The organism is Veillonella parvula, assembly GCF_018378075.1.
Taxonomy (GTDB): Bacteria; Bacillota; Negativicutes; order Veillonellales; family Veillonellaceae; genus Veillonella; species Veillonella parvula_K.
Map to the genome: position 1 here is coordinate 17,563 of NZ_JAGZYE010000004.1, position 14,287 is coordinate 31,849.

Here is a 14,287-nt window from a genome sequence, read left to right on the forward strand (position 1 = left end):
CATACAAAAAGAGGATAACCCATTTATAAACAGGTTATCCTCTTTTCATAATTCCGAACATTAGATCACTTAACTTGTATCTATTATTGATTAGTGAGTACCACTTTCAAAGGCAGCCTTCAATTCACCTACAGATTCTGGAATATAATCTACGATAGAAGACATCAACGCATACATCAATGCAGGCTCGAACGCATCGTCACCACACATATATACGCAATCCAAGTATAGGCTAGAATCTTGTTCATCAATATATAGTTTGTAATTTTTATATGTCGCATTGTCACGATTAATTAATGCATTCAAGGCATTCATATTTTGTGCTGTTACCTTTTCAGGGCCTAACACTAAACGAACTACACTATAAATACTGTTATCGAGAATGACGAATAAAGGCATATCCCATAAAGGAGACTTGATATAAGAACGATATACTACTGTACCGTCTTCATCATCAAAATCCTTCCGTTCAAAAGATATGATTTCTTCTTCTTTCAAAAACTTATCAAATAATAAGGATTTAGGATTCATAACAACCTCTATTAAGCTAAGCCAGCTACTTTAAGAATATCTTTATGTACAGCATCTAAATGCGGTTGAATAACTTCAAGCAAAAGATTCACTACTACAGTAGGATCAAATTGTTCATTCAAACATGGTATAGACACATCCATATAAATGTTATTGTCTTCAACGCTCACGTAATATTTAGATATCTTGTAATCTTGATTTAACGTGTTAAGTTCTTTCAATACCGCAGGAATCACTTTTCTATCAATAGATGTTGTTGTGATAGCGATGCGTACATAGGTGAACGCAGAATCGTCTACAACGATAAACACAGGCAAGCTATGCTCATGAACATCCAAACGACCATGATATACAACTGTGTTAAGATCGTCTGTCATTTCTTCCTTTGTAAACCAAGTGTTACCGCCTTTATTAAGGTCAGCAACGAGTAAGTCGAATTTTTCTGCTTTTTTATTCATAATTCCCTCTAACAATAATCAGACTAATTAGTCTTCGATAAACACACAACCATTATCTTTGAATTCTTTAATGCGAACTAAAGACTCTACACGGTAGCCCGCATTTTCCAAGCGTTCACGACCAGGTTGGAAGGACTTTTCAATAGCAATCGCCATGCCTACTACTTCATCACCTGCGTCTTGAACCAACTTAGCAAGGCCCATAGCCGCCTCACCAGACGCCAAGAAATCGTCGATAATCAACACTTTTTCGCCAGCTGGTAAAAATTTTTTAGAAATAGTGATATCATAATTCTCTTCTTTTGTATAAGAGTACACAACACTATGATATACATCATCTACCATAAGGATGGATTTTTTCTTACGCGCAAATACCAATGGCACGTCTAGTTCAAGCGCGGCCATCAACGCCAACGCAATACCAGATGCTTCGATGGTAACAATACGTTGTACACCTGCATCACGGTAACGATCCGCGATTTCTTTACCAATCGCCTTAAACAATTGTGGATCGATTTGATGGTTTAAGAACCCATCTACTTTCAGCACTCGATTATTGAGGACAATCCCCTCTTCACGAATGCGTTCTTTTAATAATTCCATGTGCTCATACCTCCGCATAACTATCTTTAAATTTTAACGTAAACAACCCCTTAGGGTCAACCTATATCTAGTAAAAGTCTTATAATATAACCCATAAATATCATTGCAAATAAGACTTAAATATTTCATATATGAATTATATAACTCAACTGCTTTATAGGAATATAATATAGCACGGTAAAACTCACACTAATATATAAAAAGACACACTTTAAGAAAGTTTCCTAAAGTATGTCTTTAAACATGTCTTTTTCTTATAAAACTTTATCTCGAGTACTTTCACGATTAACTAGTAAGGACGTAAATCTTGCAGCCCCTTCAGATTGAGGAACCAAACGTGAACGCACAAGCACAATGTCGCGTGTTGGTACCGGAATATCTGTATCGATGCGCACAATAGTCCCTTCTTGCATTTTTTGTTGTACCACATGATTAGGCAACATGGAAATACCCATATTGATTTCTACAAGATCTAGTAATACATCGACGCTACCCAATTCAAAGCGAGGCTTACGACAAGCACCATGTGTTACATCGTCAAAGAATGTACGACTAGCAGAGCCTTTATGCAAGAGTAAAATAGGCTCGTTAAGAAGGCGCCCTTGATCAAAGAATCCTGCCCCTTTATAGTCAGGGCCCCCAACAAAGACGTCTTGAATGGTAGCTAACGTAGTTACCTCTAGCTGAGGATTATCTCTCAAGCCCTCATAATCATTAACCACAGCTAATTGCGCCTCTTTATTGAGTACTAATTCTACACAATCAGGAGACGGACGATTGATAATATGTAAGCCAATTTCACTTTCTTGTAATTGCCATTTGTGGAAATAAGGCAATAGGAAATGGCGACACAAAGTATCTGTGGCAGCCAAATTTAAACTTTCATAAGCTTGGCTAACCCGTTCTTGTAATTGGGTAACACCATTATCAAGAATAGAGAAAGCTTTAGCTACCGTATCAAACAATTCTTTACCTTCTGGCGTGAACCCTACAGATTTTGTAGTACGCACGAAGAGAGGCATATTAAGTTCTCCTTCTAATTGTTTAATACTTTGACTGATGGCGGATTGGGACACGCCTAATTCTTTTGCGGCACGGGAAAAAGATAAATATAAGCCTACCCCTAGAAAGGTTCTATATAAATCTGCAGATACTGCCATTTTATTCACCTCTGTTATATACTAATAGTAACGTCTTACTTTTAAATACACATATCATTACCCTATTATAACTATAGACTCTCAATATATAATGAATATGTAGAAATCTTCATGAAAGTTAGGTCTTATGACCTTCATGAACTTTTCATATTTATTAGTATTTCTAATCTTTTCATTAGTAAGATTATCTTTACTTATAAGTCTAGACCGACTATACTTAATTTGTCAATATCCCATAGGGAATTATATACATTACAGGAGGCTACAATGGCTATACAACGATTATTCGTAACAAAACGAGAATCTTTCAACCTAGAAGCGCAACGCATGTTACAAACCTTACAACAGGAATTATCTATGCCTGCTACAGCTGTGACTATCTATGAGCGATACGACATCGAAAATTTAGATGCAAAAGATCTAGAGTCTGCTAAAAATTTAATTTTTTCTGAACCTCCTGTAGATACTGTATTAGAAAAAATTCCAAATGTACAAGGCTTTGTATTTGCTGTTGAATATGTGCCAGGTCAATACGATCAACGTGCTGATAGTGCAGAGCAATGTATTTCTATGCTCACCCTCACATCCGGCCACATCGTGCGTTGTGCTCGCGTATATGCTATCGAAGGCACCTTTACAAAAGAACAAGAAAATACCATCAAGGCCTACTACATTAACCCTGTTGATTCCCGCGAAGCGAGCCTTGACGTGCCAAACACCTTAGCTCTCGATTTAGAAGATCCAAAACCGGTGGCAACAATTGATGGATTTACTACGATGAGCGATGATGATTTAGAAGCTCTCATCAAGAACTATAGCCTTGCTATGACATTGGCAGACCTTCAAATGATTAGACAACAATACGCAGAGGTGGAGCACCGCGATCCTACGATTACAGAAATTCGCCTCTTTGATACATATTGGTCTGACCACTGCCGTCACACTACCTTTATGACAGAATTGACGGATATCACTATTGAAGACAGTCGCTTTACAGGCTCTATAAAGGAAGCCCTCGAAGAATATATGGAAGGCCGTGCTGAGCTCTACACGACTAAGAAAAAAGCTCGCTCCCTCATGGACATGGCTACATTGGCTGTAAAAGAATTGCGCCACGCTGGAGGACTTACAAATCTCGATGAATCTGATGAAATCAATGCATGTACAATCATCGTCCCTGTCGATGTAAATGGCAAGACTGAAGAATGGTTGTTACTATTCAAAAACGAAACCCATAACCACCCTACTGAAATCGAGCCATTTGGTGGCGCAGCTACCTGCTTAGGTGGTTGCATTCGCGACCCATTGAGCGGTCGCGCCTATGTATACCAAGCTATGCGCATCACAGGCTCTGGCGATCCACATACAAGACTTGAAGATACATTGGAAGGCAAATTACCACAAAGAAAGATTACCCAAGAAGCAGCTCGTGGTTACTCCTCTTACGGCAACCAAATCGGCCTTGCTACAGGTGAAGTAAAAGAATATTACCATCCTGGCTACGTAGCAAAGCGCATGGAAATCGGCGCAGTTATCGGTGCTGCACCTCGCAACCAAGTTCGCCGTGAGGTACCAGTTGCAGGCGATGTGGTAGTATTGCTAGGTGGTAAAACTGGCCGTGATGGCTGTGGTGGCGCTACAGGTTCCTCTAAAGAACATACCGTTGAATCTCTATCCACATGCGGTGCAGAAGTCCAAAAAGGCAATGCTCTTACAGAGCGCAAAATCCAACGTTTATTCCGTCGTGGCGAAGTAACGACACTTATCAAACGTTGTAATGACTTCGGTGCAGGTGGTGTATCTGTCGCTATCGGTGAACTAACTGATGGTGTATCAATCAATCTCGACTTAGTCCCTAAAAAATATGCTGGCCTCGATGGTACAGAGTTAGCCATCTCTGAATCCCAAGAGCGCATGGCCTGTGTCATCGATGCTTCTGATGTAGAGGCATTCAAAGCATACTGCGACGAAGAAAACTTGGAGTGTACAGTTGTGGCAGAGGTAACTGATACAAATCGCCTTGTTATGAACTGGAATGGCGAAGCAATTGTAGATATTAGCCGCGACTTTTTAAATACAAATGGTGCCAATCAACAACAAGAAGCTATCGTAAAAGCTCCTACAGATCGATCCTACTTCTTACGTGGTTCAGCTAGTGCAGATAACTTCAAGGAAAAATGGCTCGCAGCCGTATCCGATTTAAATGCAGCATCCCAACAAGGCTTAGCAGAACGCTTTGACAGCACTGTGGGCGCCAATACAGTCCTCATGCCATTCGGTGGCAAATTCCAAAAAACGCCTACCCAAGGCATGGTTGCTAAATTACCGGTTCTAAACGGTGAAACTACAACGGCTAGTATTATGACTCATGGTTTTGTGCCTGAGTTATCTGCATGGAGCCCTTATCATGGTGCGCAATATGCAGTACTTTTATCTGTAGCAAAATTAGTAGCTCTTGGCGGTCGCCGAGAAGACGCATACTTAACATTACAAGAATATTTTGAACGCCTCAACTCTAAAGAATCTTGGGGTAAGCCAGTAGCAGCTTTACTTGGTGCTTATAAAGCACAAAAAGAACTTGAAATCGGCGCTATCGGCGGCAAGGACTCTATGAGCGGTACATTTATGGATCTTACCGTTCCCCCTACCCTCGTATCCTTTGCGGTTGGTACAGCTCATGTAGATAATATCGTGAGCCAAGACCTTAAAGGCGTGGATCACCGCCTCGTATTCTTCGATGTACCTCGTACATACGATGACACCCCTGATTGGGATCGATTCAAAGAAAACTGCGATACACTACAAGAACAAATTGAAAAAGGTCGCGTTTACTCTGCCTATGTAGTTGATCAAGGCGGCATTCCTGAAGCAGTCACTAAAATGGCCCTTGGCAACAATATTGGTGTTAAATTCGATAAATACGCTGAACGTGGTATCTTCCAACCAGCTCTTGGTTCCTTCATCGTTGAAGTAGATATTACGGCTGTTAATTATCTTTTAGAATTACCTGATGTGAAAGTTATCGGTGTAACCCAAGCCACCCCTGTTATCGAATGGGAAGGACAATCTGTTTCTCTCAAAGAAATACAAGCTGCTTATGAAGCACCTCTAAACGATATTTTCCCTATGCATGCACCAAACGGCTTTGGTGAAGCAGTCGCTTACATTCATGATCAACACGCTAAACCTCGCAGCGCCTCCCTAGGTGCCAAACCAAAAGTTCTTATTCCAGTATTCCCTGGCACAAACTGTGAATTTGACTCTGCTCGCGCCTTTGAACGGGCTGGTGCAGAAACAGATATCGTGCTTATCCGCAACCAAACTTCAGAACAATTAAAAGAATCTATCGACGTAATCAAAGCTAAATTAGCAGAGTCTCAAATTCTTATGTTCCCAGGAGGTTTCAGTGCCGGTGATGAGCCAGATGGTTCTGGTAAATTCATAGCCACCCTCTTCCGCAACCCATACCTTGCAGAAGGTTTAGAAAACCTCTTGTACAAACAAGATGGCCTTGTATTAGGTATTTGTAACGGCTTCCAAGCGCTCATCAAGTTAGGCTTATTACCTGGTGGACATATTGAAACGTTAACTGCAGATCATCCTACATTGACATACAATACCATTGGTCGTCACTTATCTCGCATGGTTAATACGAAAGTTATTTCCACAAAATCCCCTTGGATGAGTGATGCTAAAGCTGGAGAAATTTACACAGTACCAATTTCTCACGGCGAAGGTCGCTTTATAGCGTCTCCTCAACAAGTGTTAGAGTTCAATAAAACTGGCCAAATCGCTACACAATATGTAGACTTTGATGGTATCGCCTCCATGGATAGTCGCTTCAATCCTAACCAGTCTGTTGCTGCTATCGAAGGTATATATAGCCCTGATGGTCGCGTATTCGGCAAAATGGCACACTCCGAACGCTGTGGTGCAGGCATCAGCAAAAATATTCCTGGCCAATTAGAAATGCCAATCTTTACATCTGGTGTAAAATACTTCAAATAATTGGTCACTATGAACTTTCATGTGAAAGCCTACTTCTTCAAGTAGGCTTTTTCAATATTGATTTTTTTCGAAAATATTAGTATTATAAATTGATACTATATTTACAGACATGAGTTCTCATGTAAAGCTATACATACCTAGTGTGGGTTAAGAAAGGATTTTATTATGCATTGTGCTCAGAAAATGACTCATAATATCTACTGGATTGGTAGTAATGACTGGACAACAGAACGTTTCGAAAACTTATTTCCTATTCCAAATGGTGTTAGCTATAACAGCTATTTCATCGACGATGAAAAAACTTGTGTGGTAGACTCTGTAGATGCTGAAATTCGTGAAGAGTACTTCGATAACTTGACTCACCTCTTAAATGGTCGTGAACTTGATTATATCGTCGTAAACCATATGGAGCCTGATCATTGCCAAACATTATTGGAAACATTGGAACGGTATCCAAATTGTAAAATGGTAGGTAATGCTACAACATTTCGCATGTTCGAGCAATTCTATAACACTCCAAAACCAGAACAATACCATCAAATTAAAGAAGGCGATGAAATCTGTTTAGGTAAACATACTTTGGTTTCTTACACTATGCCTATGGTTCACTGGCCTGAAGTAACTTGTACATACGAAAAATCTACAGGCACATTGTTCTCTGCAGATGCTTTTGGTACATTCGGTACAGTTAATGGTAATATCTTTGCTGATCAAACCGATTTCGTAGCTACATACGAAGAAGAAGCTCGCCGTTACTATACAAATATCGTTGGTAAATACGGACCGCAAGTACAAAATGCGCTTCGCAAAATTTCTAGCCTTGATATCAAACGCATTGCTCCACTTCATGGTCCAATCTGGCGCACCCCTGAATCTATCCAATATATCACACACAAATACTTACATTGGTCCAGCTATACAGCTGAGAAAAAAGGTGTTGTTATCGCTTTTGGTTCCATGTACGGCAATACTCGTGCTATTGCTCAACAATTGGCTAAACAACTATCTAAACGTGGCGTTACAGATATCAGAATTTACGATGTTTCCAAAACTAATGCTTCCTACATCATCTCCGATGCTTGGAAATATACTAACTTGGTAACTATCGCACCTACATACAACTTGAATCTATACCTTACTATGGAAAACTTTATCCATGAGTTAAAAGCCCTTAACTTCCAAAACCATAAAGTATCCATCATCGGTAACCACTCTTGGGCTTCCGCTGCGATGAAAACAATGGTTTCCCATTTCGAAAATGACTTCAAAGACATTGAAATCGTTTCTGAACCACTAGATATCAAATCCTCTTTGAAAGAAGAAGATCTGCCATTAATTGAAAAAATGGCAGACGATATCAAAGCATCCATTGAAGCTGCTGAAATTAAAGACGTATTCTAATACAAGAGCCGCCTAAATAGGCGGCTTTTCTTTTTATATACCAGATTTTATACGCCTAAAACCAAGCTATGATTTTTGGTTTATATCCATTTATTGAGATCAAATACTATATTTTAAAAGCCTTGTAAATATGCAATAATTCTACTATTTTTTTGCTTGACATAAATCTAACTTTTTCATATACTATACAAGTACCTGTTACACAACAGAATACATGGAGAGGTGTCCGAGCGGCTGAAGGAGCATGATTGGAAATCATGTGTGCGGTTATCCCGTACCCAGGGTTCAAATCCCTGTCTCTCCGCCATAGTAAAAGCAGTGCTTTCGCACTGCTTTTTTATTTGCATATAAAGAAAAAGCTATTCGAATTATACTCGAATAGCTTTTTATATATCACACTATATTAGTTGTGAATTTTCTTTGCAATATCACCGATAATTTCAGGTGTTGTTCTACAACAGCCACCAATGATTTCAGCTCCAGCTTTTCGCCATACCTCAACGTAGTCTACAAATGATGCAGCATCGCCATACCAAGTTTTAGTTTTACTATCATAGCTTTCACCAAGATTAGGATATACAGCAATTGGTTTATCTGTAACGGTACGGATATCTTTTATCAATGATTCTACATATTCTGGTTTACTACAATTAATGCCAATCCCCGTAATAGGATGTACCTTATCGATCATTTGTGCACATTTAATAATGGTTTCGCCACTAGAAACATGGTGCCCATCTTTACAGGAAAAAGCAATCCATCCGGGAATACCTTTGGATGTAAACGGATCAGACATAGCTCTCGCAATAGCAATCGCTTCAGCATAAGACGGTATAGTTTCAAAGGATAATATGTCTGGATTTTCTTCACAGAATAATGCTAGCCGTGGAATATGGAATATCTCTAGATATTCTGTTTGCACATCAGGATAACCACGGTATTCAGAGCCATCCGCCAAGAAAGCGCCATAAGGTCCTACAGAGGCTGCCACCAACGGTTTAGGTAAAGCACCTTCAGAAAAATATCTAACCCCCTCAGGAGTCTCTTCACCAAGTTTAATACCACGCAATGTAAGCGCTCCACTCGCCTTTGCTTCTAAAAACTCATTACGAGCTTGCACGGCTAAACGAACAGAAAGTTTAACGAGATCTATCGCTTCTTCCGTACCATAACCTAAACCTTTAAAGCCTGCTACCGTCGCTTGATAGCCAGAGCTTTGAATGATATCGGCGCCCGCAGCTAAATAAGAAATATGTATTTTCTTAATGATATCTGGCTGATCCATGAGAACCTTAGCAGACCACAACTTATATTGAATATCACAGCCATAACGCTCTAATTCGGTCCCTAAAGCCCCATCTAAGACGAGGGCGCCCTTTTCCTTAATAATATCTAAAAATGCACTTCGTTTAGCCATCATACCACCCATTCTATACATACCTCTTATAACACGAGGCTTACCTAGCATATTATATCAAATAATACATTCTGGTACTATCTACAAACTATCTTAATACCTCTGCTGGAGGCTCCTTACCAAACCATTTCTTATAAATTTCTGCATATTTACCGTTTGCTTTGATCTTAGCCAAACCATCATTGATTTTGTTAAGCAATTCTGTATTGCCTTTTTTCACAGCAATACCTAGTGGTGCCGCATCATAGTCCTCTCCAGTAACCTTTGCGATACCTTTGCCCTTACCATTAACATAATATTCGTTTACTGGTGTATCATTGATAACTACATCGACGCCTTTATTTTGCAATTCTAAGAACGCATCGACAATGATATTAAACTGACGTACATCGGCATTGGGAATCTTGCTAGCAATCTCTGCACCAGTAGAACCGATGGATACACCAATGCGTTTACCTTCTAGATCCTTAAAGCTATTAATATTGGTGTTATCAATGTTCACAACGAGACCATTACCTGCAATATAGTACGGTTTACTAAAATCAACGGATTTTGCACGTTCTTCAGAAATAGTCATATCCGAAATAGCGATGTCGATGGTGTTACTTTGTAATGCTGGTAAAAGCGCATCAAAGTTTAGATTTTGAATATCTGCTTCTATGCCCTCTTCGTTTGCAATCGCATTGATAATATCAATATCAAATCCAGCTAATTTACCACTATCTTTGTCTTTAAAACCAAATGGTGCATAGGTCGCATCAGTACCTACGCGCCATGCCTTCTGACTATTCCCCTCCTGACCACAGCCTGCGATTAATAAACTACTAGCAATGGTGAAAGCCCCTAATAGAGCTGCTATTTTCTTAAATTTCATATTATTATCCTTACTTCTCTCTGTTCTATCTAGAAACAGAGTTCTTCTTAATCAACTAATATATCTATACTTACACTTATGAGCATAATAAAAATAATACCTCTAAAGGTATTATAGTTTTATGATAACATTCGATATAGTACGGGTCAATAAATCCAACTATACCAATAGGTATTGAATTGATATAGTTTTTAGCTATATCGAAAATAACATTCCTAAGTATATAAAAAGACCGCCTTTACCAAGCATAGATGAAACTTGATAAAGGCGGTCATCTCCAAAATGGAGGATTCCTGGTTATTTATAGAATAAATAAGCTATTCAATTCATTTAGGATATATAGTATGTAATTTATTTAGCATGTTTAGCTTTTATATACATAGCTACCTTGTACAAGAACGTACAGAGTAATAAATACATTACGATACTGAGATATGTCGCTTCAGGTGTTTCTACCCAAGCTTGAGCAAATACATCAACACCTGCAATGCGAAGCACCGCACTGAACAAGGAGCCAATAGCACCACCAGCTACGAGACCTGAGGCAATTGTACTACCTTTGGAGAAGCGAAGATCTGCCAATTCTTTGTCTTTTGTACTATTTTGTACAAGATACGCAATCAAACCTCCGATAAGTAATGGTGTATTAATTTCCATTGGCAAGTATGTACCCAAGGCAAATGCCAACGGTGGAACTCTTACCATCCACAAGATGATTGCAAATAATGCGCCAGCCATGTATAGAGGCCATTGAGCACTACCACCAGTCATCATTGGCTCAATGATGGCAGCCATAGCGTTCGCTTGAGGTGCATTTAATGCATGATCTCCTACAAATCCATAAGCATCGTTCAAAAGAATCATAACACCTACAGAAAGTACGGCACAAAGAATAGTACCAACGATTTGCCATTGTTCCATTTTCTTAGGTGTAGCACCTGTCATATGTGCCACCTTAAGCTCAGACATAAAGTTACCAGCCATCCCAATAGTAGTACCGATAAAGGATGCCATCATGAGGACTGCAATCATGCCGACCTTACCAGTCATACCTGCTGCGGTTAAGCATACAGCGGAGATGATAATCATAAAGATTGTCATACCTGAAACTGGTTCCGTACCTGTATAAGCGATGGAGCTAATTCCCACTACAGACAATAGGAAGGACATAATAAGAACGATTAAGAACGCTACAATTGTTTGTCCGAAGCTTTCAGCATACATAAAATGGAAATATGCTGCAAATAAAACTGTACATAACAAGATGCCAGCACCAATCCAAGATGTAGGTACGTCACGTTGTGTACGAAGCAAATTAACATCTACAGTTTTAGAACTAAAGATGTCAAGCACTGCATTTTTAACAACATTTGCTACCACTTTAGACATTGTAATTAGACCGATGATGCCTGCCATAGCGAGCATGCCGATACCAATATGACGAACATAATCAAGGAATACCTTACGAATTGGGGCCTCCCCTAATGGAACTGCATGGCCGCCAATTTGCATGATATGTTCAGGCGCTAAATAGTACACAATTGGAATACATACAAACCAAGAGAAGAAGGAACCAGCTGCAATGATAGCCGCATAGCGAAGGCCCGTGAAATAACCAAGGCCAAGCAATGCTGCATCAGTATCTACCGCTGCGGTTAGCTTAGTTTGATCTGCAAGGGCTGCCCCCCACTTAAAGGTAGCAGTGCGAATAACCTCTTGCCACCACCCTAAACTATTGAGAATAAAGTCATACACGAGAGCAATTAAACCAGAGCCAAGCATGAGTTTTGCTTTGCTACCTTCATTACTCATCAATACTTCCGCTGCAGCACGACCACTTGGGAACGGATACACATAGTGCATTTCCTCAACGAAATAGCGACGGAACATAACGCATAATAAAACACCTAAAACGCCGCCAAGAATGATAGGAATCGCCATTTGTACAAATGATACATCTGTTACATTCCAGATGTAAAGAGCTGGCAAGAAGAACATAGCCCCTGCTAATGTGTTCGTACTAGAACTAGCGATAGCTTGAATGTGTACCGTTTCGGCAAAAGCATTTTGCCGCTTTAAAATAACTGCTGTACCCATAGCAAGTACAGATACTGGTGCAAAGGCATCTACTGTTTGACCGATTTTCAAACATAAATAGCCAACAGCCAGTGTGAAAACTGCCGCATAGAACAAGCCCCAGAAGACTACATATGAGTTAATCTCTACGTAATCTTTCTTAGGATCTAACACCGGTTCTATGGGCGGAATGGAACGAACCTCGTCCGACATAATAAAACCTCCTCACAGAAAAAGTACAAACGTATAACTATTCACCTTTATACTAACACGGTACTACACATGGTTCAATGGTTTTCTATGCACTATGCGAATAAAACAACACACCCCCTATAAATAATTATTTTGCATTTTTGGCGTCCCTGTTCTACAATGAAAGTATATTAAGAATCTCTATTATGTAACGGTATCGTATACTGCCCTGTATAACACGTATGTTTACTTACGAGGAGGCTTCATTATGGAATCAATGGTCGAACGTTTTGTACGCTATACGAGCATAAATACACGGTCTAATGAGGAAAGTACAAGCATTCCTAGTACTCAAACTCAAGTAGACTTTGCTACGAATGTGCTCGTTCCCGATTTAAAGGCAATAGGTTTAGATGAGGTTATTTATAATCGTGAAAATGGTTTTGTCATCGGCACATTACATGCTAACACTGATGAGAAAGCTCCTTCCATCGGCTTCATTGCCCATATGGATACAGCTGATTATAACGCAGATAATATTAAGCCTCGTATCGTAGAAAACTATGATGGTAGTGATATTTGCCTCAACGAAGAGCACCAAATCTTCACCCGACGTGCAGATTTCCCAAATCTAAAAAATTATATTGGCAAATCCTTAGTTGTAACCGATGGTTTAACACTCCTCGGTGGAGACGACAAGGCTGGAATCTGTGAAATCATGGAAGCTCTCACCTACCTCGTAGCTCATCCAGAAATCAAACATGGTAAAATCATGTGTGCTTTCGGTCCAGACGAAGAAATTGGTACTGGTGCGGACCACTTCGATGTTAAACAATTTCCTGTAGACTATGCTTACACTATCGATGGTGAAAGTCTAGGACAACTTGAATACGAAACCTTTAATGCAGCTGGCGGTACTGTTACCCTGAAAGGCGTTTCTGTTCACACAGGCACAGCCAAGGGCATTATGATCAACTGTGCTAAACTAGCTATGCAATTTGACGCTTTATTGCCAGGAGCAGCTGTTCCTGAGCACACCTGCGGTCGCCAAGGCTTCTTTATGCTCATGAGCATGGAAACACAAGTAGATACCGGTAAAATGAACTACATTATCCGCGACCATGATAAGGAATTGTTTGAAGCGAAAAAAGCATTTTTCTTACAAGCAGGTCAAACATTGAACGAAATATATGGTCGTGAAGTATGTGAAGTATCTGTAAAAGACCAATACTACAACATGTACGATGTCATCAAAGATAATATGGAATGTGTAAATGTAGCCAAAGCAGCAATGGAAAAAGCTGGGATTACACCTATTTGTGATCCTATTCGCGGTGGCACAGATGGATCCAAAATCTCCTTCATGGGCATTCCTACACCAAATATTTTTACAGGCGTAGAAAACCTACATGGCCGTCATGAATTCGCATGTATCGATGATATGAAAAAAGCTGTTGAAGTTATCGTTAATATTGTAAATATTGAAAAATAATAGCATTAGCAAAGCAGTAGTAGATAACCAAAAGGACTATACGAGCCTAGGCTCGTATAGTCCTTTTAATTTACA

10 protein-coding genes and 1 tRNA gene are annotated in these 14,287 nt (G+C 39.7%); 4 read left to right on the top strand and 7 right to left on the bottom strand.

Annotation, left to right across the window (positions count from 1 at the left end; translation table 11 throughout):
* Positions 1-90: 90 nt before the first annotated feature.
* From KH286_RS04875 to KH286_RS04890, 4 genes are all read right to left on the bottom strand, one after another.
* Positions 91-531, bottom strand: a complete 441-nt coding sequence (locus KH286_RS04875) for a hypothetical protein (RefSeq protein WP_004693734.1) — start codon at positions 529-531, stop codon at positions 91-93.
* Between the two features lie 11 nt (positions 532-542).
* On the bottom strand, positions 543-989 hold the full coding sequence (locus KH286_RS04880; RefSeq protein WP_118091015.1) for a hypothetical protein: 447 nt from the start codon (positions 987-989) through the stop codon (positions 543-545).
* A 27-nt stretch (positions 990-1,016) separates the two neighbouring features.
* Positions 1,017-1,592 (bottom strand): xanthine phosphoribosyltransferase, encoded by a 576-nt coding sequence (locus tag KH286_RS04885; protein WP_004693737.1) that lies wholly within the window; start codon positions 1,590-1,592, stop codon positions 1,017-1,019.
* Between the two features lie 254 nt (positions 1,593-1,846).
* Positions 1,847-2,752 carry a LysR family transcriptional regulator gene (locus KH286_RS04890; protein WP_004693739.1) on the bottom strand — a complete coding sequence of 302 codons (906 nt, stop codon included), beginning with the start codon at positions 2,750-2,752 and terminating at the stop codon, positions 1,847-1,849.
* Positions 2,753-3,019: 267 nt separating this feature from the next.
* On the opposite strand from KH286_RS04890, the gene KH286_RS04895 reads away from it, so the two are divergent.
* The 3 genes from KH286_RS04895 to KH286_RS04905 all read left to right on the top strand — a co-directional run bounded on the left by KH286_RS04895 (position 3,020) and on the right by KH286_RS04905 (position 8,468).
* Positions 3,020-6,760 carry a phosphoribosylformylglycinamidine synthase gene (locus KH286_RS04895; RefSeq protein ID WP_118091016.1) on the top strand — a complete coding sequence of 1,247 codons (3,741 nt, stop codon included), beginning with the start codon at positions 3,020-3,022 and terminating at the stop codon, positions 6,758-6,760.
* A gap of 165 nt (positions 6,761-6,925) precedes the next feature.
* On the top strand, positions 6,926-8,161 hold the full coding sequence (locus KH286_RS04900) for an FprA family A-type flavoprotein (protein ID WP_021147764.1): 1,236 nt from the start codon (positions 6,926-6,928) through the stop codon (positions 8,159-8,161).
* A 216-nt stretch (positions 8,162-8,377) separates the two neighbouring features.
* A tRNA-Ser gene (locus KH286_RS04905) sits at positions 8,378-8,468 on the top strand.
* 96 nt (positions 8,469-8,564) lie between these two features.
* On the opposite strand, the gene mmuM is transcribed toward KH286_RS04905, so the two are convergent.
* The 3 genes from mmuM to KH286_RS04920 form a co-directional block, all read right to left on the bottom strand.
* Positions 8,565-9,590 (bottom strand): homocysteine S-methyltransferase, encoded by a 1,026-nt coding sequence (gene mmuM, locus KH286_RS04910; protein WP_118091017.1) that lies wholly within the window; start codon positions 9,588-9,590, stop codon positions 8,565-8,567.
* A gap of 76 nt (positions 9,591-9,666) precedes the next feature.
* Complete coding sequence (locus KH286_RS04915) at positions 9,667-10,452, bottom strand: basic amino acid ABC transporter substrate-binding protein (RefSeq protein WP_004698013.1); 786 nt, start codon at positions 10,450-10,452, stop codon at positions 9,667-9,669.
* A 351-nt stretch (positions 10,453-10,803) separates the two neighbouring features.
* Entirely contained in the window at positions 10,804-12,741 is a 1,938-nt protein-coding gene (locus KH286_RS04920; protein WP_004697976.1) for an OPT family oligopeptide transporter, read from the bottom strand.
* A 247-nt stretch (positions 12,742-12,988) separates the two neighbouring features.
* Between KH286_RS04920 and pepT the strand changes: the two genes are divergently transcribed.
* A complete protein-coding gene (pepT, locus tag KH286_RS04925; RefSeq protein WP_118091019.1) occupies positions 12,989-14,212 on the top strand; it encodes a peptidase T in 1,224 nt (407 codons plus the stop codon).
* The last annotated feature ends 75 nt before the right edge of the window (positions 14,213-14,287 follow it).